Origin of the sequence: Pantoea sp. B623 (genome assembly GCF_024814475.1) — a bacterium.
Classification (GTDB): Bacteria; Pseudomonadota; Gammaproteobacteria; order Enterobacterales; family Enterobacteriaceae; genus Pantoea; species Pantoea ananatis.
Genome location: NZ_JANUXM010000004.1, coordinates 2,244,723 through 2,266,732 on the forward strand (window position 1 = coordinate 2,244,723; position 22,010 = coordinate 2,266,732).

Annotated in this window: 16 protein-coding genes, 1 tRNA gene and 3 rRNA genes; 3 read left to right on the forward strand and 17 right to left on the reverse strand. The window is 53.6% G+C overall.

Features of this window, described 5'->3' with window-relative positions:
- Positions 1-71 precede the first annotated feature (71 nt).
- The 8 genes from rrf to pepQ all read right to left on the reverse strand — a co-directional run bounded on the left by rrf (position 72) and on the right by pepQ (position 9,666).
- Positions 72-187, reverse strand: a 5S ribosomal RNA gene (gene rrf, locus NXS97_RS12220).
- 229 nt (positions 188-416) lie between these two features.
- A 23S ribosomal RNA gene (locus NXS97_RS12225) occupies positions 417-3,322 on the reverse strand.
- 241 nt (positions 3,323-3,563) lie between these two features.
- Positions 3,564-3,638 (reverse strand) — tRNA-Glu (locus NXS97_RS12230).
- Positions 3,639-3,728: 90 nt separating this feature from the next.
- Positions 3,729-5,270: ribosomal RNA gene (locus NXS97_RS12235) — 16S ribosomal RNA — on the reverse strand.
- The 16S, 23S and 5S rRNA genes sit together here with 1 tRNA gene alongside, the layout of an rRNA operon.
- A gap of 409 nt (positions 5,271-5,679) precedes the next feature.
- Positions 5,680-6,216: a menaquinone-dependent protoporphyrinogen IX dehydrogenase gene (gene hemG / locus NXS97_RS12240; RefSeq protein WP_014606970.1), complete on the reverse strand. Its 537-nt coding sequence runs from the start codon at positions 6,214-6,216 to the stop codon at positions 5,680-5,682.
- A gap of 18 nt (positions 6,217-6,234) precedes the next feature.
- Complete coding sequence (gene trkH / locus NXS97_RS12245; protein WP_013024109.1) at positions 6,235-7,686, reverse strand: Trk system potassium transporter TrkH; 1,452 nt, start codon at positions 7,684-7,686, stop codon at positions 6,235-6,237.
- 31 nt (positions 7,687-7,717) lie between these two features.
- Positions 7,718-8,335, reverse strand: coding sequence for an IMPACT family protein (locus NXS97_RS12250; RefSeq protein ID WP_013024108.1), 618 nt, complete (start codon positions 8,333-8,335; stop codon positions 7,718-7,720).
- Positions 8,335-9,666 carry a Xaa-Pro dipeptidase gene (gene pepQ / locus NXS97_RS12255; protein ID WP_013024107.1) on the reverse strand — a complete coding sequence of 444 codons (1,332 nt, stop codon included), beginning with the start codon at positions 9,664-9,666 and terminating at the stop codon, positions 8,335-8,337. The genes NXS97_RS12250 and pepQ overlap by 1 nt, the downstream gene beginning before the upstream one ends.
- 185 nt (positions 9,667-9,851) lie before the next feature.
- Between pepQ and fadB the strand changes: the two genes are divergently transcribed.
- Positions 9,852-12,035, forward strand: coding sequence for a fatty acid oxidation complex subunit alpha FadB (gene fadB / locus NXS97_RS12260; RefSeq protein WP_072137740.1), 2,184 nt, complete (start codon positions 9,852-9,854; stop codon positions 12,033-12,035).
- Between the two features lie 11 nt (positions 12,036-12,046).
- Positions 12,047-13,210 carry an acetyl-CoA C-acyltransferase FadA gene (fadA, locus tag NXS97_RS12265; protein WP_105077688.1) on the forward strand — a complete coding sequence of 388 codons (1,164 nt, stop codon included), beginning with the start codon at positions 12,047-12,049 and terminating at the stop codon, positions 13,208-13,210.
- A gap of 66 nt (positions 13,211-13,276) precedes the next feature.
- On the opposite strand, the gene fre is transcribed toward fadA, so the two are convergent.
- Both fre and ubiD read right to left on the reverse strand, forming a co-directional pair.
- Positions 13,277-13,978: an NAD(P)H-flavin reductase gene (gene fre / locus NXS97_RS12270; protein WP_014595029.1), complete on the reverse strand. Its 702-nt coding sequence runs from the start codon at positions 13,976-13,978 to the stop codon at positions 13,277-13,279.
- Positions 13,979-14,020: 42 nt separating this feature from the next.
- Positions 14,021-15,505, reverse strand: a complete 1,485-nt coding sequence (gene ubiD / locus NXS97_RS12275; RefSeq protein WP_013024103.1) for a 4-hydroxy-3-polyprenylbenzoate decarboxylase — start codon at positions 15,503-15,505, stop codon at positions 14,021-14,023.
- Between the two features lie 301 nt (positions 15,506-15,806).
- Between ubiD and rfaH the strand changes: the two genes are divergently transcribed.
- Positions 15,807-16,295, forward strand: a complete 489-nt coding sequence (rfaH, locus tag NXS97_RS12280; RefSeq protein ID WP_014606974.1) for a transcription/translation regulatory transformer protein RfaH — start codon at positions 15,807-15,809, stop codon at positions 16,293-16,295.
- On the opposite strand, the gene tatD is transcribed toward rfaH, so the two are convergent.
- The 7 genes from tatD to ubiE form a co-directional block, all read right to left on the reverse strand.
- Positions 16,292-17,074, reverse strand: coding sequence for a 3'-5' ssDNA/RNA exonuclease TatD (tatD, locus tag NXS97_RS12285; RefSeq protein ID WP_014606975.1), 783 nt, complete (start codon positions 17,072-17,074; stop codon positions 16,292-16,294). The genes rfaH and tatD overlap by 4 nt on opposite strands.
- Positions 17,075-17,173: 99 nt before the next feature.
- Entirely contained in the window at positions 17,174-17,932 is a 759-nt protein-coding gene (gene tatC / locus NXS97_RS12290; protein WP_013024100.1) for a Sec-independent protein translocase subunit TatC, read from the reverse strand.
- On the reverse strand, positions 17,932-18,564 hold the full coding sequence (gene tatB / locus NXS97_RS12295) for a Sec-independent protein translocase protein TatB (RefSeq protein ID WP_029569343.1): 633 nt from the start codon (positions 18,562-18,564) through the stop codon (positions 17,932-17,934). The genes tatC and tatB overlap by 1 nt, the downstream gene beginning before the upstream one ends.
- A gap of 3 nt (positions 18,565-18,567) precedes the next feature.
- Entirely contained in the window at positions 18,568-18,822 is a 255-nt protein-coding gene (gene tatA, locus NXS97_RS12300) for a Sec-independent protein translocase subunit TatA (RefSeq protein ID WP_013024098.1), read from the reverse strand.
- 109 nt (positions 18,823-18,931) lie between these two features.
- Positions 18,932-20,569, reverse strand: a complete 1,638-nt coding sequence (ubiB, locus tag NXS97_RS12305; protein WP_014606977.1) for a ubiquinone biosynthesis regulatory protein kinase UbiB — start codon at positions 20,567-20,569, stop codon at positions 18,932-18,934.
- Positions 20,566-21,171, reverse strand: a complete 606-nt coding sequence (locus NXS97_RS12310) for an SCP2 domain-containing protein (protein WP_026021046.1) — start codon at positions 21,169-21,171, stop codon at positions 20,566-20,568. The genes ubiB and NXS97_RS12310 overlap by 4 nt, the downstream gene beginning before the upstream one ends.
- Before the next feature lie 11 nt (positions 21,172-21,182).
- Positions 21,183-21,941, reverse strand: a complete 759-nt coding sequence (ubiE, locus tag NXS97_RS12315; protein ID WP_014595026.1) for a bifunctional demethylmenaquinone methyltransferase/2-methoxy-6-polyprenyl-1,4-benzoquinol methylase UbiE — start codon at positions 21,939-21,941, stop codon at positions 21,183-21,185.
- Between the last annotated feature and the right edge of the window lie 69 nt (positions 21,942-22,010).

Here is a 22,010-nt window from a genome sequence, read left to right on the forward strand (position 1 = left end):
GAGGTTATCTGGCAGATCGCAGACGTAAAAAAGCCCTAAACGTCAGTTCAGGGCTTCTTTACTTGTTTGATGCCTGGCAGTTCCCTACTCTCGCATGGGGAGACCCCACACTACCATCGGCGCTACGGCGTTTCACTTCTGAGTTCGGCATGGGGTCAGGTGGGACCACCGCGCTACAGCCGCCAGGCAAATTCTTTGTGCTCCGTCCTGCGTCTTTCACGCTGCTGCCGCGCTGGCTTCCCTCGCGCCGCTCAGTCACATACCTCAGTATGCTCCTTCACCCCGTCTCGGTTGCCGCCTTGCACTCAGCGCAAAATCCTTCGGACTCACGTCCGCAGAACAGAACTAAATTCTTTATCCGGTAAACAATGCTGAAAATTTAAATCGTCTCTCTACCAAAACGCCTCTGGCGTTGTAAGGTTAAGCCTCACGGGTCATTAGTACCGGTAAGCTCAACGCATCGCTGCGCTTACACACCCGGCCTATCAACGTCGTCGTCTTCAACGTCCCTTCAGGAGCCTTAAAGGCTCAGGGAGAACTCATCTCGGGGCAAGTTTCGTGCTTAGATGCTTTCAGCACTTATCTTTTCCGCACTTAGCTACCGGGCAGTGCCACTGGCGTGACAACCCGGACACCAGCGGTGCGTTCACTCCGGTCCTCTCGTACTAGGAGCAACCCCCCTCAATTCTCCAGCGCCCACGGCAGATAGGGACCGAACTGTCTCACGACGTTCTAAACCCAGCTCGCGTACCACTTTAAACGGCGAACAGCCGTACCCTTGGGACCTACTTCAGCCCCAGGATGTGATGAGCCGACATCGAGGTGCCAAACACCGCCGTCGATATGAACTCTTGGGCGGTATCAGCCTGTTATCCCCGGAGTACCTTTTATCCGTTGAGCGATGGCCCTTCCATTCAGAACCACCGGATCACTATGACCTGCTTTCGCACCTGCTCGAGCCGTCACTCTCGCAGTCAAGCTGGCTTATGCCATTGCACTAACCTCCTGATGTCCGACCAGGATTAGCCAACCTTCGTGCTCCTCCGTTACGCTTTGGGAGGAGACCGCCCCAGTCAAACTACCCACCAGACACTGTCCGCAGCCCGGATCACGGGCCTACGTTAGAACACCAAACATTAAAGGGTGGTATTTCAAGGCCGGCTCCACGCAGACTGGCGTCCACGCTTCAAAGCCTCCCACCTATCCTACACATCAAGGCTCAGTGTTCAGTGTCAAGCTGTAGTAAAGGTTCACGGGGTCTTTCCGTCTTGCCGCGGGTACACTGCATCTTCACAGCGATTTCAATTTCACTGAGTCTCGGGTGGAGACAGCCTGGCCATCATTACGCCATTCGTGCAGGTCGGAACTTACCCGACAAGGAATTTCGCTACCTTAGGACCGTTATAGTTACGGCCGCCGTTTACCGGGGCTTCGATCAAGAGCTTCTCCTTGCGGATAACCCCATCAATTAACCTTCCGGCACCGGGCAGGCGTCACACCGTATACGTCCACTTTCGTGTTTGCACAGTGCTGTGTTTTTAATAAACAGTTGCAGCCAGCTGGTATCTTCGACTGGCTTCAGCTCCGGGAGCAAGTCCCTTCACCTACGCGCCAGCGTGCCTTCTCCCGAAGTTACGGCACCATTTTGCCTAGTTCCTTCACCCGAGTTCTCTCAAGCGCCTTGGTATTCTCTACCTGACCACCTGTGTCGGTTTGGGGTACGATTTTGTGTTACCTGATGCTTAGAGGCTTTTCCTGGAAGCAGGGCATTTATCACTTCAGCACCGTAGTGCCTCGTCGTCACGCCTCAGTGTAAAGTGAACCGGATTTGCCTGGAACACACACCTACACGCTTAAACCGGGACAACCGTCGCCCGGCTGATATAGCCTTCTCCGTCCCCCCTTCGCAGTAACACCAAGTACAGGAATATTAACCTGTTTCCCATCGACTACGCCTTTCGGCCTCGCCTTAGGGGTCGACTCACCCTGCTCCGATTAACGTTGAACAGGAACCCTTGGTCTTCCGGCGACAAGGTTTTTCACCTTGTTTATCGTTACTTATGTCAGCATTCGCACTTCTGATACCTCCAGCAACCCTCACAGGCCACCTTCGACGGCTTACAGAACGCTCCCCTACCCAACAACGCATAAGCGTCGCTGCCGCAGCTTCGGTGCATGGTTTAGCCCCGTTACATCTTCCGCGCAGGCCGACTCGACCAGTGAGCTATTACGCTTTCTTTAAATGATGGCTGCTTCTAAGCCAACATCCTGGCTGTCTGGGCCTTCCCACATCGTTTCCCACTTAACCATGACTTTGGGACCTTAGCTGGCGGTCTGGGTTGTTTCCCTCTTCACGACGGACGTTAGCACCCGCCGTGTGTCTCCCGTGATAACATTCTCCGGTATTCGCAGTTTGCATCGGGTTGGTAAGCCGGGATGGCCCCCTAGCCGAAACAGTGCTCTACCCCCGGAGATGAGTTCACGAGGCGCTACCTAAATAGCTTTCGGGGAGAACCAGCTATCTCCCGGTTTGATTGGCCTTTCACCCCCAGCCACAGGTCATCCGCTAATTTTTCAACATTAGTCGGTTCGGTCCTCCAGTTAGTGTTACCCAACCTTCAACCTGCCCATGGCTAGATCACCGGGTTTCGGGTCTATACCCTGCAACTTAACGCCCAGTTAAGACTCGGTTTCCCTGCGGCTCCCCTATGCGGTTAACCTTGCTACAGAATATAAGTCGCTGACCCATTATACAAAAGGTACGCAGTCACCCCATAAAGAGGCTCCCACTGCTTGTACGTACACGGTTTCAGGTTCTGTTTCACTCCCCTCGCCGGGGTTCTTTTCGCCTTTCCCTCACGGTACTGGTTCACTATCGGTCAGTCAGGAGTATTTAGCCTTGGAGGATGGTCCCCCCATATTCAGACAGGATACCACGTGTCCCGCCTTACTCATCGAACTCACAGCCTGTGCACCTTTGTGTACGGGAGTATCACCCTGTACCCTGCGACTTTCCAGACGCTTCCACTGATGCACAAGCTGATGATGGTTCTGGGCTCCTCCCCGTTCGCTCGCCGCTACTGGGGGAATCTCGGTTGATTTCTTTTCCTCGGGGTACTTAGATGTTTCAGTTCCCCCGGTTCGCCTCATACAGCTATGTATTCACTGCATGATAGTGTGTCGGAACACACTGGGTTTCCCCATTCGGGTATCGCCGGTTATTGCGGTTCATATCACCTTACCGGCGCTTATCGCAGATTAGCACGCCCTTCATCGCCTCTGACTGCCAGGGCATCCACCGTGTACGCTTAGTCGCTTAACCTCACAACCCACAGGCGTTTATCTGTTTTACCGTAACGGCTTCACAGTTAGCTTGTAAGCTGTAAGCTTTTGAGAGACTCGAACGCGTTGTGCTGTGTTCCTTATTACGGAGGAACACGACAATGCGTCGTTTCAAATTTTCAGCTTGTTCCGGATTGTTAAAGAGCAAATATCTCAAACGTGACCCTGAGGCCAGTTTTGAGATACTTCGTGGAGACACCTTTCACCTGTCACCAAGCAAGTGGCGTCCCCTAGGGGATTCGAACCCCTGTTGCCGCCGTGAAAGGGCGGAGTCCTAACCGCTAGACGAAGGGGACACTGACGTGTCTCGACTTCGCAGCCGTCTTGCTTCTTTATCTTTCTATCAGACAATCTGTGTGAGCACTTCGCGGGAAGGTATCTTCAGGTAAGGAGGTGATCCAACCGCAGGTTCCCCTACGGTTACCTTGTTACGACTTCACCCCAGTCATGAATCACAAAGTGGTAAGCGCCCTCCCGAAGGTTAAGCTACCTACTTCTTTTGCAACCCACTCCCATGGTGTGACGGGCGGTGTGTACAAGGCCCGGGAACGTATTCACCGTGGCATTCTGATCCACGATTACTAGCGATTCCGACTTCACGGAGTCGAGTTGCAGACTCCGATCCGGACTACGACGCACTTTATGAGGTCCGCTTGCTCTCGCGAGGTCGCTTCTCTTTGTATGCGCCATTGTAGCACGTGTGTAGCCCTACTCGTAAGGGCCATGATGACTTGACGTCATCCCCACCTTCCTCCGGTTTATCACCGGCAGTCTCCTTTGAGTTCCCGACCGAATCGCTGGCAACAAAGGATAAGGGTTGCGCTCGTTGCGGGACTTAACCCAACATTTCACAACACGAGCTGACGACAGCCATGCAGCACCTGTCTCAGAGTTCCCGAAGGCACCAAAGCATCTCTGCTAAGTTCTCTGGATGTCAAGAGTAGGTAAGGTTCTTCGCGTTGCATCGAATTAAACCACATGCTCCACCGCTTGTGCGGGCCCCCGTCAATTCATTTGAGTTTTAACCTTGCGGCCGTACTCCCCAGGCGGTCGACTTAACGCGTTAGCTCCGGAAGCCACTCCTCAAGGGAACAACCTCCAAGTCGACATCGTTTACGGCGTGGACTACCAGGGTATCTAATCCTGTTTGCTCCCCACGCTTTCGCACCTGAGCGTCAGTCTTCGTCCAGGGGGCCGCCTTCGCCACCGGTATTCCTCCAGATCTCTACGCATTTCACCGCTACACCTGGAATTCTACCCCCCTCTACGAGACTCAAGCCTGCCAGTTTCAAATGCAGTTCCCAGGTTAAGCCCGGGGATTTCACATCTGACTTAACAGACCGCCTGCGTGCGCTTTACGCCCAGTAATTCCGATTAACGCTTGCACCCTCCGTATTACCGCGGCTGCTGGCACGGAGTTAGCCGGTGCTTCTTCTGCGGGTAACGTCAATCAATGCGGTTATTAACCACATCGCCTTCCTCCCCGCTGAAAGTACTTTACAACCCGAAGGCCTTCTTCATACACGCGGCATGGCTGCATCAGGCTTGCGCCCATTGTGCAATATTCCCCACTGCTGCCTCCCGTAGGAGTCTGGACCGTGTCTCAGTTCCAGTGTGGCTGGTCATCCTCTCAGACCAGCTAGGGATCGTCGCCTAGGTGGGCCGTTACCCCGCCTACTAGCTAATCCCATCTGGGTTCATCCGATAGTGAGAGGCCCGAAGGTCCCCCTCTTTGGTCTTGCGACGTTATGCGGTATTAGCCACCGTTTCCAGTGGTTATCCCCCTCTATCGGGCAGATCCCCAGACATTACTCACCCGTCCGCCACTCGTCACCCGAGGAGCAAGCTCCTCTGTGCTACCGTCCGACTTGCATGTGTTAGGCCTGCCGCCAGCGTTCAATCTGAGCCATGATCAAACTCTTCAATTTAAAGTTTGATTTGCTGAAACAAGTCCAGCGGTGCTCATCTGTAAAACGTCATAATGAATTTCATTATGTGTTCACTCGTGAGGCTTTGATATTTTTTACGTCCGGAGACGCTGATATCAATCCTGCGAGTGCCCACACAGATTGTCTGATAAATTGTTAAAGAGCAGTGCGAACAGCGGGTTAACCGTCTGTCGCGAGGTGGCGTATATTACGCTTTCCTCCTTCAGAGTCAACCTCTTTTTCAGAAGTTTTTCTCCGGCGGTTCAGTTGCCTGACCCTCTCAACACCGCATTCCGTAAGCCGTTGTGCCGTGTCGATGGAGGCGCATTATAGGGAGTTCGCGCGGCCTGACAAGGGTTAATTGCAAAAAGATTACTGTTCGTCTCAAATTTCGCCAAATCGCGTTATTTCAGTACGATTTGCCTGGTAACTGTGCAAAATCCCTGGCAAAACGCTGCACCTGTTGCCAGTCCGTGTATTCCACTTCTTTAGATGCATCCGTTTCACCGCCAGTCATCCGCATAATGAATTGAATCATGACCCGGTCAAACCAACGATAGCGCGGATAATAGAGTGCGCCAGCAAAGACGGCGCAGCAATCAGGCTGCCAGGGCGACTGTGCTAAAAACTTGACGGTATAAGCATTCGTTTCCGGCGAGCGCTTCTCAGGCTTGCGCGCCGTCAGGTTAACGGAGAAAAAGCCGCTTACGCGCTGCTGCAGTGCAAGCAGGTTGTGCTTAACAAATTCGTTTACGACAGGCTGGAAATGACCATAGCGGATTGAAGCACCAATCAACACCCGATCGTACTGCTGCCAGTCGAGTGTCTTTGCATCCTGGATATTGATGACATCGCAAGATTGCTGGCCCTTAATCTCATCAGCAATAGCCGAGGCTATTTTTTGCGTCTGACCATCGCGGGTGGAAAAGAGAATTAACGCTTTCATTATGTTCATCCTTATTCGTTATTCCCGCCAGAAGGTCGGCGTGAACAACACCAGCAACGTGAAAACCTCAAGGCGACCAAACAGCATAGTAGAAATCAAAATCCACTTAGCTACATCGTTCATTGAGGTGAAGTTATCGGCAACTACGCCCAGGCCCGGGCCAAGATTGTTTAACGTTGCCGCAACCGCAGCAAACGCTGAGAAATCATCAACGCCGGTGGCAATAATGGCCAGCATGCTGATCAGGAACACCAACGCGTATGCCGAAAAGAATCCCCATACGGCTTCGAGGATACGTTCCGGCAGCGCACGATTGCCCAGTTTGATGGTGTAAACCGCATTGGGATGGACAAGCCGCTTAAGCTCACGGTTACCCTGTTTGCACAGCAGCAGAATACGAATCACTTTTAAACCGCCGCCGGTAGAACCCGCACAGCCGCCAATAAATGCAGAACACAACAGCAACACCGGTAGAAACAGCGGCCAGCGCGCAATACTGTCCGTGGTGAATCCCGCAGTGGTTGCCATGGATACCACCTGGAAAAAGGCCTGGTTCAGCGTTTGCCAGCCACTGTCATACACATTGTGGAGCCACAAGACGATGGTGCAAATCAGCACCAGCGTCAGCTGCACCCCGATAAACATCCGGAACTCGGGATCGCGCCAGTAGGCTCGCAGATTGCGGTTGCTGAGTAATGAGAAGTGTAGGCCGTAGTTACAACCGGAGATCAGCAGGAACACCGCCACGATGGTGTTGATCGTTCCACTCTGGAAATAGCCGATACTGGCATCATGCGTTGAAAAACCGCCAATGGCGATAGTGGAAAAACTGTGGCCGATTGCATCAAAGGCAGGCATCCCGGCAAACCACAGGGCCAGCGCGCAGGCAATCGTCAGCAACACATAGATGAGCCAGAGCGTCTTGGCCGTTTCCGCAATGCGCGGGCGCATTTTGTTGTCTTTCAATGGGCCAGGCATTTCAGCACGATACAACTGCATGCCACCGACGCCCAGAATCGGCAGGATAGCCACGGCCAGCACAATGATCCCCATGCCGCCAAGCCACTGCAGCATCTGACGATAGAACAAAATGGCTTTAGGCAAGGAGTCCAGCCCCACCAGCGTGGTCGCGCCCGTGGTAGTTAATCCGGAAAAGGATTCAAAAAACGCGTCCGTAACGGACAGGTGCGGCTGTTCAGCAAAGATAAAGGGCATGGCACCGACGCTGCCCAGCACGGTCCAGAACAATACGACTATCAGAAACCCTTCGCGCGGCTTGAGTTCCGTTTTCTTCTTGCGGTTTGGCCACCACAATAACGAACCAATCACCAAGGCCATCATAAACGTCTGGCTGAAGGCGCGGCCCGCGCCATCCCGATAAATCAGCGCAACGAGGCCGGGTAAAATCATCGTTACCGAGAAGAGGATCACCAGCAGACCGACAATGCGGGTAATGGCGCGAAAGTGCATTAAGCCGTTCCTTTAATTAAAGAGAAGAACATCATGGTGTAAGCGGAAGAAGCGTTAACGCACCCCGGCTGAAGTCTGACAGGTTTTGCTTAAATCCATCAATATGTCCATAAGGCAATGCCAGCGTCATAGTGATACGGTCAAGATACTGACTTTCAGAAATGCTCCCTTCAAAGCGCTGCACCAGGCGCTCAATATCGCTCAACTGGGCGTAATCGCACTGTAACGTGAACAGTTTTACCGGAACTTTTCGCTGGCGCTCAAGCTGTTTCAACCCTTGTTGGACACCGCCGCCATAAGCCTTAACCAGGCCCCCCGTCCCCAACATAATGCCGCCGTAGTAGCGCACGACCACTGCCGTAATTTCTCCGATATCGGCACCCATTAACTGCGCGAGCATGGGTTTACCTGCCGTCCCGGAAGGCTCACCGTCATCGGAAAAGCCCAACTGCTGTGAGTCGTTGGGCGCACCCGCTACCCAGGCCCAGCAATGATGCCGGGCAGTGGGATGATCCTGCTTTACCTGCTGGACAAAAGCCCGCGCCGCGTCCACGCCACAGGTGTGAGCCAGCAGCGTAATAAACCGGCTTTTTTTGATCGTCTCCTCGCTGACGCTGAGCGCCTGCGCAGGAATATCAAACGCCTCCATCAGGCAAGATGCAGGTCGCGCGTCATGTTTTCGACGCGGTTCGCATGGATAATCACGTTGTCCTCAATGCGGATACCGCCATAAGGCTTAAGCGCATCCAGTGCCTGCCAGTTAAAATGCGCGCTGAATTTGCCTTCTCGCAGCGGGGCCAGCAGTGAATCAATAATATAGAAGCCTGGCTCAATGGTTAACACCATCCCAGGCTGGATAACCCGGGTGCAGCGCAGATAAGGATATTGCTCTGGCGCGGCCAGGTGCGTACCGGTTTCATCCTGCATAAAGCCCGCGACATCGTGGACCTGCAAGCCCAGCGGGTGGCCTAAACCGTGTGGCATAAAGGGGCCGGTCAAATCCTCGGCTACCAGCGCCTCTTCGCTTATCCCGTGGACCAAATCAAACTTCGTCAGCAATTTCGCAATACGTTGATGCATTTGCAGATGATAATCGGTGTAGCGCACGCCCGCTTTCAGCGTAGCAATCAACGCCAGCTCTTCCGTATTCATCGCTTCAACCATTTTGGCATACAGCGTGCCGCTTTGTGCGGCATAACTGCGCGTCAGATCGGCGGCATAGCCTTGATATTCCGCTCCGGCATCAATCAAAAAACTGTAACGCTTAGCCGGTGGCTGATGGTCCAGTTTGGTGTAGTGCAACACGGCGGCATGCTCATTCAGGGCGATAATATTGCCATAGGGCACATCGGTATCGCGATGTCCGGTTGCCGTCAGGTAAGCCTGATTGATATCAAATTCACTCAGGCCGGCAGAAAAGGCCTCTTTCGCCGCACGATGCCCGGCCACGGCAATTTTTTGCGCCTGACGCATACAGCTGAGCTCGTAATCGGTTTTTATGCTGCGATGGTAATGCAGGAAATCGATCACGCCTTTTGGATTAATATTTCCCGCCTTAATCCCTAATTGCGCCGCACGTTCGATCACCGGGCCAATGTAGGCGACGTTTTCACGTTGGGCTGGCAGAAGATCGCCGATGGCATTCGCGTTTGCCAGGCCGATAATCTCAACGTCATCGGTCCAGAAACTGTGCGGAAGTGGTTCAACGTTATGCCAGTAGTCCACCGGAGAGTAAAACCACAACTTCGGTTTGTTCACACCGTCAATCCACAACCAACAGTTTGGCACCTGGGTTACGGGCACCCATGCCTTAAATTGCGGGTTAACCTTAAACGGATAAGTATGATCGTCCAGAAACACGGTGAGCAACTCGCCGGAATGGATCAGCATGGCATCCAGTTTATGACGTGCCAATACCTGCTGAGCACGTTGTTGCAAGGTCGTAATATGCGCGTGATACAAGCTTTTTAATGAATCCATTGCCGCCTCTCCAGTGTCCGGAAAAGCCGCAGTTTATCACAGCCGAAATACGGATGCCGGGTTCAGGGCGGCTGTGATCTTGTTAGCAAATAAACAAAGAGCTGTTTGCAAAAAATTAACATCGCTCCCAAACTCACGATCATCTGGTATGACCAGATCACCTTTCGCGGTTTCAGGAGACGTACATGCTCTACCAAGGCGCTAACCTCACTCTTAATCAGTTGGACGACGGCATTGTCGAGCTGGTGTTTGATGCCCCCGGCTCCGTTAATAAGCTGGATACACAAACCGTTGCCAGCCTCGGCGAAGCGATTGCTGTGCTGGAGCAACACGCCGATCTGCGCGGCGTGCTTCTGAGCTCAGCTAAACCCGCCTTTATCGTTGGGGCTGACATCACCGAATTCCTTGCGCTTTTTGACGCGCCAACGGAAAAGCTGAGCCAGTGGCTGACCTTCGCAAACAGTATTTTTAATCGTCTGGAAGATTTACCCGTTCCCACCATCGCCGCGATCGATGGCTACGCGCTGGGGGGTGGCTGTGAATGTGTTCTGGCGACGGACTTACGGGTTGCCACGCCGACCGCCCGCCTGGGCTTACCTGAAACCAAGCTGGGCATCATGCCGGGTTTTGGCGGCAGCGTTCGCCTGCCTCGCCTGTTGGGTGCTGACAGCGCGCTGGAAATCATTGCGGCAGGTAAAGATATTGATGGTATGGCTGCGCTCAGGCTGGGTCTGGTCGATGCAGTTGTCAGCCCTGATAAACTGCGCGATGCAGCGCTGACGATGCTTAAAGCGGCAGCCAGTGATGGCAGTTGGCGGGCACGTCGCGCCCCTAAATTAGCCCCGTTAAAGCTGAGCCCTGTCGAGGCCGCAATGAGCTTTACAATCGCTAAAGGCATGGTCATGCAAACGGCCGGAAAACATTATCCTGCGCCGCTCACCGCCGTGAAGACGATCGAGGCCGCAGCCGCATTAGGACGTGACGATGCGTTAAAACTGGAAACGGCGGCGTTTGTTCCGTTGGCGCAATCGGATGTGGCTCGCGCGCTCGTCGGAATTTTCCTCAACGATCAGTACATTAAAGGGCTGGCAAAAAAACGCAGCAGCGAAAATGGTGCGCCGAAGCAGGCTGCCGTGCTGGGCGCCGGGATTATGGGTGGCGGCATCAGCTATCAGTCGGCGTGGAAAGGTGTGCCGGTCAAGATGAAGGATATTCATCCGCAGGCGCTGACCCTGGGCATGAACGAAGCCAGTAAGCTTCTGAACAAGCAGCTGGAGCGAGGTAAAATAGACGGGAATAAGCTGGCTGCCGTCATTGCCACCATTCAACCCACGCTGGATTATGCCGGATTTGATCAGGCCGATGTCGTGGTCGAAGCCGTGGTCGAAAATCCACAGATCAAAGCCAGTGTGCTGGCTGAAACAGAAAAGCATATGCGCAGTGATGCCATCCTGGCCTCGAATACCTCTACGATCCCCATCAGCCAGCTGGCGCAGGCACTGCAGCGTCCCGAAAACTTTTGCGGTATGCACTTCTTTAATCCGGTTCCCCGTATGCCGCTGGTAGAAGTGGTTCGCGGAGAGAAAACCAGTGAAGCGACGTTGGGTAAAGTCGTGGCATGGGCCAGCAAGATGGGCAAAACCCCTGTCGTGGTGAATGACTGTCCTGGCTTCTTCGTAAACCGTGTTCTGTTCCCTTACTTTGCCGCGTTCGGCATGTTGTTGCGTGATGGTGCGGATTTCCGCCAAATCGATAAAGTGATGGAAAAACAGTTTGGCTGGCCGATGGGCCCTTCCTGGCTGCTGGATGTCGTGGGGATTGATACCGCACATCATGCGCAAAGCGTGATGGCGGATGGTTTCCCACAGCGTATGAAAAAAGACTATCGCGATGCTATCGATATTCTGTTTGAAGCAAAACGCTTTGGTCAGAAAAACGGTAAAGGCTTCTGGCGTTGGGAAGAAGACAAAAAAGGGAAACCTAAAAAAGTCTCTGATCCCGAGGTCGATGCGCTGCTTGAACCTGCCTGCCAGCCTAAGCGGATCTTCAGTGATGAAGAAATCCTGAACCGCATGATGTTGCCAATGCTGAATGAAGTTGTCCGCTGTCTGGAAGAGAAGATTATTGCTTCACCTGCCGAGGCAGACATGGCGCTGGTGTACGGCCTGGGATTCCCGCCATTCCGTGGCGGGGCTTTCCGTTATCTCGACACGCTGGGGAACAGTAATGTCGTGGATCAGGCGAAACGCTATACGGCACTGGGCGGCCTGTATGAGCTGCCTGTCCTGCTGTCAGAAAAAGCGCGCCAACATGAAAGCTGGTACCCCGCCGTCAAACCGATTGATGAAGCCGCGTTCAGAAGCGCCTGAGGTGATAAAAAATGGAAAATGTAGTCATTATTGACGCAGTGCGCACGCCAATGGGCCGCTCGAAAGGCGGTGCCTTTCGTCACGTTCGTGCTGAAGACCTGTCAGCGCACCTTATGCGTGAACTGTTAAGTCGGCATCCGGCAGTCAATGCTGCCACCCTGGATGACATCGTCTGGGGCTGCGTACAGCAAACGCTGGAGCAAGGCTTTAATATTGCCCGCAACGCCGCGCTGCTGGCCGAAATCCCGCATGTCGTACCCGCCACAACGGTCAACCGTCTGTGTGGATCCTCAATGCAGGCCCTACACGATGCCGCACGCGCCATTATGGTGGGAGATGCACATGCCTGTTTGATCGGTGGTGTGGAGCACATGGGACATGTCCCCATGAACCATGGCGTTGATTTTCATCCCGGCTTAGGGCGTACCGTTGCGAAAGCGGCAGGAATGATGGGATTAACCGCAGAGATGCTGGCGCGCATGCACCACATTAGCCGCGAGCAGCAGGATGCATTCGCTTTGCGCTCCCATCAACGTGCCTGGCAGGCGACACAGCGCGGCGATTTCGCAAATGAAATTGTTGCGATACACGGCCACGACGCCGACGGCGTGCTGAAACGCTATGACTTTGATGAAGTGATCCGTGAAGATACCAGCCTGGAAGGCCTTGCGGCACTGCGACCTGCATTTGATCCCGTGACCGGGACGGTGACCGCAGGCACATCCTCAGCCCTGTCAGATGGGGCAGCCGCCATGCTGATTATGAGTGAAAGCCGCGCACGGGAGCTGGGGCTAAAACCACGCGCCCGTATTAAAAGTATGGCGGTGGTGGGCTGCGATCCCTCAATCATGGGCTACGGTCCGGTGCCCGCCAGCAAGCTGGCGCTGAAGCGCGCTGGGCTGCGCGTTGACGACATTGACATCTTCGAGCTTAACGAAGCCTTTGCAGCGCAGGTTCTGCCCTGCATTAAGGATTTGGGCCTGTCAGACAAACTGGATGAGAAGGTGAACTTAAATGGCGGCGCCATCGCATTGGGTCATCCACTGGGATGTTCAGGCGCACGCATCAGTACGACGTTGCTGAATATTATGGAACGCCGCGATGCGCAGTTTGGTCTGGCGTCAATGTGTATTGGCCTGGGTCAGGGCATCGCCACCGTTATCGAACGCGTTTGATACGTTGGGACGTTATTGTGGGATTTACCCGCCTGTCAGGGGCGGGTTTTTTCTTGCTAAATGAAATCAGATAAAGGCAAAGGCATCGCCATACATCTGTGATTCCACTGCGCCACGCTCAGAACAGAAGCGATCGCGCGCAATTTTTGCCATTTCAAAGCGCCCGGCGATATAAATCTCATGCTCACTCAGCGTAGTAAAGTCCTGCATGACGGCCGTTAATACGGTGCCAGAACGACCCTGCCAGCCTGCTTCAGGCTGTTCTACTACCGGAATCACTTTGAGATTAGGATGCTTAATGGCCAGCGCGTCCAGTTCATCCATATCGTACAGGTGTTTCAGCTCACGGCCGCCCCAGTAAATCGCAATGTCGCGATCAGGCTGTTGAGCAAGCGCAGTCAGTAAGATGGAGCGCGCATAGGAAAAGCCCGTGCCGCCCGCAATCAGGATTAACGGTTTATCACTCTCTTCGCGCAACCATGCGTCGCCGTGGGGAATATCAACAACGATTTGCCCGTCTTGCTGGATGCGATCCATCACGGCCATCGCATACAGGTTAAGCTCCGACGCGCCGATATGCAGCTCAATGATTTCGGTTTCCATTGGCGTAGAGGCTACAGAAAACGGACGCTTATCGCGCTCATCCATCACTACCATAAGATACTGTCCTGCACGAAAGCTAAATTCCGCTTCCGGAATCAGGCGAACGCGATACACCGTGTCGGTAATCGCTTCAACTGAAGTTACTTTACAGCTTAACGTTGTCATGCGTTCCCTCTGTCGGGTCGTCTTTATGGTTATTGCGCGCCATCAACGCTGTGATGGCTGTTTAAAAATACCGAGGTCATCCCAGATAGCGTCGATACGCGCAGTGACTGCCGGATCTTTAACAATCGGCGTGCCCCACTCTCGTTGTGTCTCGCCCGGCCATTTATTCGTCGCATCCAGGCCCATTTTAGAACCCAGTCCTGACACCGGTGACGCAAAATCAAGATAATCGATTGGCGTGTTTTCTACCAATACGGTATCGCGCGCCGGGTCCATACGCGTAGTAATTGCCCAGATGACGTCGTTCCAGTCACGGGCATTAACATCGTCGTCACACACAATAACAAATTTGGTGTACATGAACTGTCTAAGAAACGACCAAACGCCAAACATTACGCGCTTGGCATGACCGGCATACTGTTTTTTAATCGTGACGACCGCCAGCCGGTAGGAGCATCCTTCGGGTGGTAAATAAAAGTCGACGATTTCCGGGAACTGCTTAATCAGAATCGGCACCAGCACTTCATTTAACGCCACGCCAAGGACAGCTGGCTCATCTGGCGGACGTCCGGTGTAGGTCGAGTGATAAATAGGCTGATGCCGCTGAGTAATATGCGTTACGGTAAAAACCGGGAAGCTATCGACTTCATTATAGTAGCCCGTATGGTCGCCATAGGGGCCTTCCGGGGCCATATCGCCGGGTTCAATGTAGCCTTCCAGCACGATTTCCGCGCTGGCAGGCACTTCCAGATCGTTGGAAATACATTTGACCACTTCGGTTTTATTCCCCCGCAGCAGGCCCGCAAAGGCATATTCTGACAGCGTGTCCGGTACCGGGGTCACCGCGCCAAGAATTGTCGCCGGATCGGCACCCAGCGCAACAGATACCGGGAAACGCTCGCCAGGATGGGCTTTCGTCCACTCCAGATAATCAAGTGCCCCGCCGCGATGAGAAAGCCAGCGCATGATAAGACGGTTTTTACCAATCACCTGCTGGCGATAAATGCCCAGGTTTTGTCGCTCTTTATGCGGACCGCGGGTTACCGTGAGCCCCCAGGTAATTAAGGGTGCTGCATCGCCTGGCCAGCATTTCATGACCGGAATCCGCGTTAGATCGACCTCGTCGCCGCTGAAGACCTCTTCCTGACAGGGTGCATTGCGCAACCTTTTGGTGGGCATATTCAGCACCTGCTTAAACTGCGGCATTTTGCTGAACAGGTCACGGAAGCCTTTTGGCGGCTCGGGTTCTTTGAGAAAGGCCAGCAGTTCGCCCACTTCTCGCAGTGCGCTGACCTCTTCCTGCCCCATACCCATCGCCACGCGCTTTGGCGTGCCAAACAGGTTGCACAGAACGGGCATGTCGTAACCCTTAGGGTTCTCAAACAATAATGCCGGGCCGCCTGCACGTAAGGTGCGGTCAGCAATTTCCGTCATTTCCAGTTCGGGGTCGATCTCGTGCGATATACGCTTAAGTTCACCACGCTGTTCAAGCAGCGCAATAAAGTCTCTTAAATCCTGATATTTCATGCGGCTTCAACTTTCCGGCCAGAGTGAATGGGCCATTATAGGGCTGATTGTGGGGATGTGTTGAGCTTTATGCGCCCCATCTTTTACCTGGCCTGTAACTTACAACGGTCAGGCTGGGTACGGCGATCGTTATTGCCCCGTGGGTTGCGAATGACTCACGTTTACTCACTTTATGCGGTGGCACTGATCATTCAGAACAATCTTAGTTTATTTTCCAGGCAACGCCGCGTTACAGGCCCCAATGCGCTATAACTCTGGCTGGAGGTTTGCTATTCTTAGCGTCCATTCATTGGGAGCAGTTATGGAATCCTGGTATTTACTCTATTGCAAACGTGGGCAGCTATTGCGTGCGAAAGAGCATCTTGAGCGGCAAGAGGTAAAATGCCTGAGTCCAATGATCGCGATGGAGAAGATCGTGCGCGGTAAGCGGACGACCGTGAGTGAGCCGCTGTTTCCAAACTATCTATTTATCGAATTTGATCCGGAAGCCATTCATACCACGACCATAAGCAGTACGCGTGGCGTCAGCCATTTTGTGCGCTTTGGTACAACACCGGCAACCGTGCCCGCCCTGGTGATTGATGCCTTGCAAACCGACGTCCCCCAGACGTTGCTCGATCCCGAAACGCCGCAAAACGGTGATGAAGTGATCATCACCGAAGGCACGTTCGAGGGCTTGCGTGCGATATTCTCTGAACCGGATGGCGAAGCACGCTCAATTCTGTTGCTGAATCTGCTCAACAAGCAGGTCGTACGCAGCGTGGATAACCGGCAGTTCCGTAAAGCCTAAATCAGCCCGAACAGCTTACGCGCATTGTGATCCACCTGACGTGTTAGCATCTCGACATTCTCCCCGCGCCAGTTTGCGACCTGCTGCAGGATATGCGGCAAGAAGCAGGGTTCATTTCGTCTCGACGTGGGACGGGGACGCATATCACGCGGCAGAAGGTAAGGTGCATCCGTTTCCAGTAATAACCGCTCTGCCGGAATCAGTGGCAGCATCTCACGCAACGCGATACCTCGACGCTCATCGCATACCCAGCCCGTAATACCTACCGACAGCCCCATGTCCAGGCAAGCGGTCAGCTCCTCGCGCGTGCCGGTAAAGCAGTGAATCACTGCAGCAGGCAATTTGGGCAGCCAGGGTTCAAGAACTGCCGCAAAGCGCTCGTGGGCTTCCCGGCAGTGAAGAAACACCGGCATATTAAGCTCTGCCGCCAGTGCCAACTGAGCGTCAAACGCATACTCCTGCTGCTGGTGAGCGGACAGGTTACGATTAAAATCCAGACCGCATTCACCTATTGCCACTACGTCTTTTTTCTCTGCCAGGCGGCGCAGCGTGTTAGCAACGTCCGCTGACCATTCGCTGGCATGATGGGGATGCACGCCAGCGGTTGACCAACAATAATCCTGATGGGCCTCAGCCAGTTTCTGCGCCTGCTGACTTTCAAGTGCGTTGGTGCCGGTAATCAACATGCCGGTGACGCCCGCTTCGCGCGCGCGTGAGATCACCTTTTCCCGATCGGAGGCGAACTGCGTGCTGGTCAGGTTTACACCGATATCAAACATATTTTTTCCACTCTTTATCAATAACACCCTAAACAAAAACCGCCTGGCGGCGGTTTTTGACTTTCCTCTCCCGCCTTGCGGGTTGTGCCCAATCAGACATCAGGAATCGGCGTTATGTTCCTCATCCTCTGCCTGGCGGCCTTTTCCCACATAGTAACGTGAGAAGAATACGCCGACTTCAAACAGGCAGTACATCGGAATAGCGAGCAAAGTTTGGGAAAAAACGTCTGGTGGTGTGAGCAGCATCCCAACAACGAACGCGCCAACCAGAATATAGGGGCGTTTCTTTTTCAAATCATCGGGGTTGGTAATGCCCGTCCAGCAGAGCAGCACAATCGCGACCGGCACTTCAAATGCCACGCCAAAGGCCATGAACAGCGTCATCACGAAATCAAGATAGTTGGTAATGTCCGTTGCAATAGTGACGCCCTGGGGCGCGGTTTTGGCGAAAAAACCAAAGGCCAGCGGAAAGACGATGAAGTAAGCAAAAGCGACGCCCACGTAAAACAGCAACGTACTGGAGAACAGCAACGGCATGACCAACTTGCGTTCGTGGCGATAGAGGGCTGGCGCGACAAAGGCCCAGACCTGGTAGAGGATAACCGGAACGGCAAGGAATACCGATACGATCATGGTCAGCTTGATCGGGGTAAAAAACGGTGACGCGACATCCGTGGCGATCATGCTGGCGCCCGCGGGCATCTGATTAATGAGCGGCGACGCCACCGCATGGTAGATATCATTGGCAAAGTAAATCAGCGCCAGAAAGATGACTAACACGGCAACAATACAGTTCAGCAGACGCTTACGCAGCTCAATCAAATGGCTGATCAGGGGTTGGGTATCTTCAACGGCCATTATCGCTCATCACTTGCAGAAGGAGTAGAAACTGAACCTGCCGACGGCACAGCGCTAACGGGCTTAGCCGCGGTTTGCGCATCGGCATGAGCGGGCGACTGTGCCGGTGCACTGGCATGCCCTGAGGCAGGTCGCGGCTGAACCGGGGAGGGCTCAACGCGGCTGTCGGCCGGTTGAGAAGCCGCAGGTTCAGACGTCGCCAGCGGAGCCTGCACAGGTGCCTGCGCCTGATGTTCGCTGGCGGCAGGGGTAACGGGGTGCAGTGTTTCGGTGGTCGATGCAGGATGAGGAGAATGGATGGTATTGGCTTCGTCTTCGTCTCTTTCAATATCAATGCTCTGCTTGACCGAGCGTTTCATTGAATCAGCCGTTTTCCGCAGCTCTTCCATGGATTCCTTAAGCTCGGGGGACAGCGTGCCCCGGCCGGCTTCTTCCACCTTTTTCAGGCTGTCTTGCAGCTCCTGAAGCTTGAGTTCTTGCGCCAGCTCACTCTGGACATTGGCGGCCAGCGAGCGGATCGCTCTGATCCAGCCCATGACCGTTTTTACCGCAAGGGGCAGACGTTGCGGGCCAAGAACGATCAGCCCGATCACGAACACCAATACCAATTCACCAAAACCAATATCGAACACGGCTTACACCTGCTTGTCGTTCTTGACGTCATCTTTCTGAGCCGACGTTGGCTGTTTATCCGCCAGCGTTTTGGCATGGAAATCAGCATCCTGCTCTTTCGGTTGATCCTTTTTATCGTCTTCGTCGCTCATGGCTTTCTTAAACCCACGGATAGAAGAACCCAAATCCGAACCCAGATTACGTAATTTGTTGGTACCGAACAGAAGAACCACAATCACGGCAATAATTAACAACTGCCAAATACTAATACCGCCCATGAGATAGCCTCGATTTTATTGTTAAAAACTGCGGGGTCATGCACCACGAAACCCGTGTTTATTCGGGTCCGAATCAGCGACATTACCGCGTTTCTGGCGCAGGTGACAATCAGTTTGTCTTACGCCAGCCGATTAACCAACTGACAAAGCCCGCCGCCATTAATGCCGCTGGAAACAGGTCCCACTCAGGCCTGCTGAGGAGCACCGCCGTTCCGCTAATCAACAGCGTCGCGCCTACGCCAAACAGGTAACGCGCCTGCTGCTGACGTGAACGTTGGACACTTAAATCGTTCGCGAGTTTATCCACGCTGAGGCGTAATTGCTTATGCTGCCGCATACTGTCGTAAAACAATTCTGGCAGTTCTGGCAGTTTTTCTGCCCAGTAAGGGGCTTTTTCCTTTACCGCACGGATAATCGCCGGAATCCCAATTTGATCCTTAATCCAGTCCTCAAGGAAGGGTTTTGCCGTTTTCCAAAGGTCCAGTTGTGGATAGAGCTGGCGACCGATGCCTTCAACGTAAAGCAAGGTTTTTTGCAACAGCACCAGCTGCGGCTGGACTTCCATATTGAAGCGACGCGCCGTGTTAAACAGGTTCAGCAGCACATGCCCAAACGAAATTTCTGCCAGCGGTTTCTCAAAAATGGGCTCGCATACGGTACGGATAGCGAACTCAAAGTCTTCAACGTTGGTATCGGCAGGCACCCAGCCCGAATCGACATGCAGTTCCGCCACTTTGCGGTAATCGCGATTGAAGAAGGCAATAAAGTTCTCGGCCAGATAGCGCTTATCTTCTTTATTCAGCGAACCGACGATACCGCAGTCAATGCCGATATACTGAGGATCTTCAGGATGATCGTAACTGACAAAGATATTGCCCGGATGCATGTCGGCATGAAAGAAGCTGTCGCGGAAAACCTGGGTAAAGAATACCTGCACACCGCGTTCTGCTAACAGCTTCATGTTGACGCCGTGCTGCTCCAGCGTCGCCACATCAGAAATGGGAATGCCGTAAATGCGCTCCATTACCATCATGGATTCACTGCAATAGTCCGAATAGACCTCTGGCACATACAGCATGCGGCTGTTTTCAAAGTTGCGGCGAAGCTGAATGGCATTGGCGGCTTCACGCAACAGGTTTAATTCATCAAGCAGGGTCTTCTCATAATCCCGTACCACTTCAACCGGGCGCAGACGGCGGCCATCCGGCAGCAATCGTGGCACCCAGCGGGCAATGCGGTAGATGAGTTTCATGTCCGCTTTGATGACCGGCAGGATATCCGGGCGGATTACCTTGATAACGACGTTCTTGCCATTGGATTTCAGGGTTGCGGTATGTACCTGAGCGATAGAGGCTGAGGCCAGTGGAATGATATTGAAGTCATCAAACCAGGATTCAATCGGTGCGCCCATTGAGGCTTCGATCTGCGCTTTCGCTTTAACGCCATCGAAGGGGGCAACGCGGTCCTGCAGGACAGCCAGCTCATCGGCAATCACCGGGGGAAACAGGTCACGGCGCGTCGACAGCATCTGACCAAACTTGATCCAGACCGGGCCTAACTGCTCCATCGCCATACGCAAACGCACGCCAAGGAGTTCTTGCTTGTGCTGGTTGGGGATCCAGAAAATGCAGCGTCGCCATAGCCTGAGCGGAAGAGTCAGGCGCATCTGCGGAATCAGTTCATCAAGGCCGTAAGTCAAAAACACCTTAATAATAAAATATAACCGGCGGATCTCTCCAAAACTCATTTCGCCTCCAGCTGTGCCAGACGCGCATCAAGCGCCTCAAGCGAACGTTCCATCGCGCTAACCTCCTCAGAGAACCAGGCAAATTCCAGGGCGCCCGGCGCAACCCGCCACTCTTCGGTTAATGCCTGACCAAGATAGTCCTGACGCCGTTGCGTTTCTGCTTTGAAAAAACGCCATGCACGCTGCGCGCCCTGGCTCATCCCCTGAGCGGCGATATCACCGATCCAGGGAGCAAGGTATTCAGCGGGATCCAGCTCGGCCAAATCCATCAGCGCAGAAAACTGCTGAACCACCTGCAAGTCACCTTCAACCTGCAGCTCACCGCTACGAATCAAGGTCGTCAGCTGCTGGCGATCGCGTAACTTTGGCAGGGACTTAAGCTGGGTAATGACCGTGCAGTCACTGCTGTCCTGCCAGTCACTGAGCACGTCAAGCTGCTGTTCACTGAACACCAGCACCAGCGGCCAGGATAGCTCACTTAAACGCAGCATCAGCACCTTGCCGACCAGGCGCTGACGCGCGCTTTTCAGGCTACGATCGCGATACAGTATGCGGTTTAACGCCGTTTCAATACCGGCGGTCATTACAGGTGTTAAGGTCATCGCCATAATGGTTAAAATTTAAACCCACGATGCAGCGCCACAATCCCACCCGTCATGTTGGAATAGGTCGTGTTTTCGAATCCCACGTCATTCATCATCGCTTTCAGGGTTTCCTGATCGGGATGCATGCGAATTGACTCAGCAAGGTAGCGATAGCTTTCTGCGTCCTGGGCGACCAGTTGCCCAATACGGGGCAAAATATGGAACGAGTAAGCATCGTAAGCTTTGCTAAGGGGCTCGATAACAGGTTTAGAAAACTCCAGCACCAGTAAACGTCCACCTGGCTTCAGCACGCGAAACATCGAGGCCAGTGCCTTCTCTTTTTCAGTCACGTTACGCAAACCGAACGAAATAGTGATGCAGTCAAAATAGTTATCAGGAAACGGCAATGCTTCGGCGTTGGCCTGCACATAGCTGACGTTGCCTACCACGCCCAGATTACGCAGTTTTTCCCGGCCCATTTTCAGCATTGAGCTGTTAATGTCAGCCAGCACAACCTGACCGGTTTCACCCACCAGACGCGAAAATTTCGCGGTAAGATCGCCGGTTCCACCCGCCAGATCCAGCACGCGCTGACCACGGCGCACGCCGCTGCTGTCAATGGTAAAACGCTTCCAGACTCGATGAACGCCAAACGACATTAAATCGTTCATCAGGTCATATTTTGCCGCTACGGAGTGAAACACGTCCGCGACTTTATCGGCTTTCTCGCTTTTGGCGACCGTCTGAAAGCCAAAATGGGTAGTTTCCTGCTGTGATTCATCTGCCATCGGTTTTACCTGCTCCACAAACAATACTCACTGAAGTGTATCAGAGTCATAGAGGTCAGGCACGCTGGT

Bases quoted from the DNA above. Each gene is read 5' to 3' on its own strand.
- hemG (WP_014606970.1), bottom strand. From the start codon at position 6,216: ATGAAAGCGTTAATTCTCTTTTCCACCCGCGATGGTCAGACGCAAAAA.
- trkH (WP_013024109.1), bottom strand. From the start codon at position 7,686: ATGCACTTTCGCGCCATTACCCGCATTGTCGGTCTGCTGGTGATCCTC.
- NXS97_RS12250 (WP_013024108.1), bottom strand. From the start codon at position 8,335: ATGGAGGCGTTTGATATTCCTGCGCAGGCGCTCAGCGTCAGCGAGGAG.
- pepQ (WP_013024107.1), bottom strand. From the start codon at position 9,666: ATGGATTCATTAAAAAGCTTGTATCACGCGCATATTACGACCTTGCAA.
- fadB (WP_072137740.1), top strand. From the start codon at position 9,852: ATGCTCTACCAAGGCGCTAACCTCACTCTTAATCAGTTGGACGACGGC.
- fadA (WP_105077688.1), top strand. From the start codon at position 12,047: ATGGAAAATGTAGTCATTATTGACGCAGTGCGCACGCCAATGGGCCGC.
- fre (WP_014595029.1), bottom strand. From the start codon at position 13,978: ATGACAACGTTAAGCTGTAAAGTAACTTCAGTTGAAGCGATTACCGAC.
- ubiD (WP_013024103.1), bottom strand. From the start codon at position 15,505: ATGAAATATCAGGATTTAAGAGACTTTATTGCGCTGCTTGAACAGCGT.
- rfaH (WP_014606974.1), top strand. From the start codon at position 15,807: ATGGAATCCTGGTATTTACTCTATTGCAAACGTGGGCAGCTATTGCGT.
- tatD (WP_014606975.1), bottom strand. From the start codon at position 17,074: ATGTTTGATATCGGTGTAAACCTGACCAGCACGCAGTTCGCCTCCGAT.
- tatC (WP_013024100.1), bottom strand. From the start codon at position 17,932: ATGGCCGTTGAAGATACCCAACCCCTGATCAGCCATTTGATTGAGCTG.
- tatA (WP_013024098.1), bottom strand. From the start codon at position 18,822: ATGGGCGGTATTAGTATTTGGCAGTTGTTAATTATTGCCGTGATTGTG.
- ubiB (WP_014606977.1), bottom strand. From the start codon at position 20,569: ATGAGTTTTGGAGAGATCCGCCGGTTATATTTTATTATTAAGGTGTTT.
- NXS97_RS12310 (WP_026021046.1), bottom strand. From the start codon at position 21,171: ATGACCTTAACACCTGTAATGACCGCCGGTATTGAAACGGCGTTAAAC.
- ubiE (WP_014595026.1), bottom strand. From the start codon at position 21,941: ATGGCAGATGAATCACAGCAGGAAACTACCCATTTTGGCTTTCAGACG.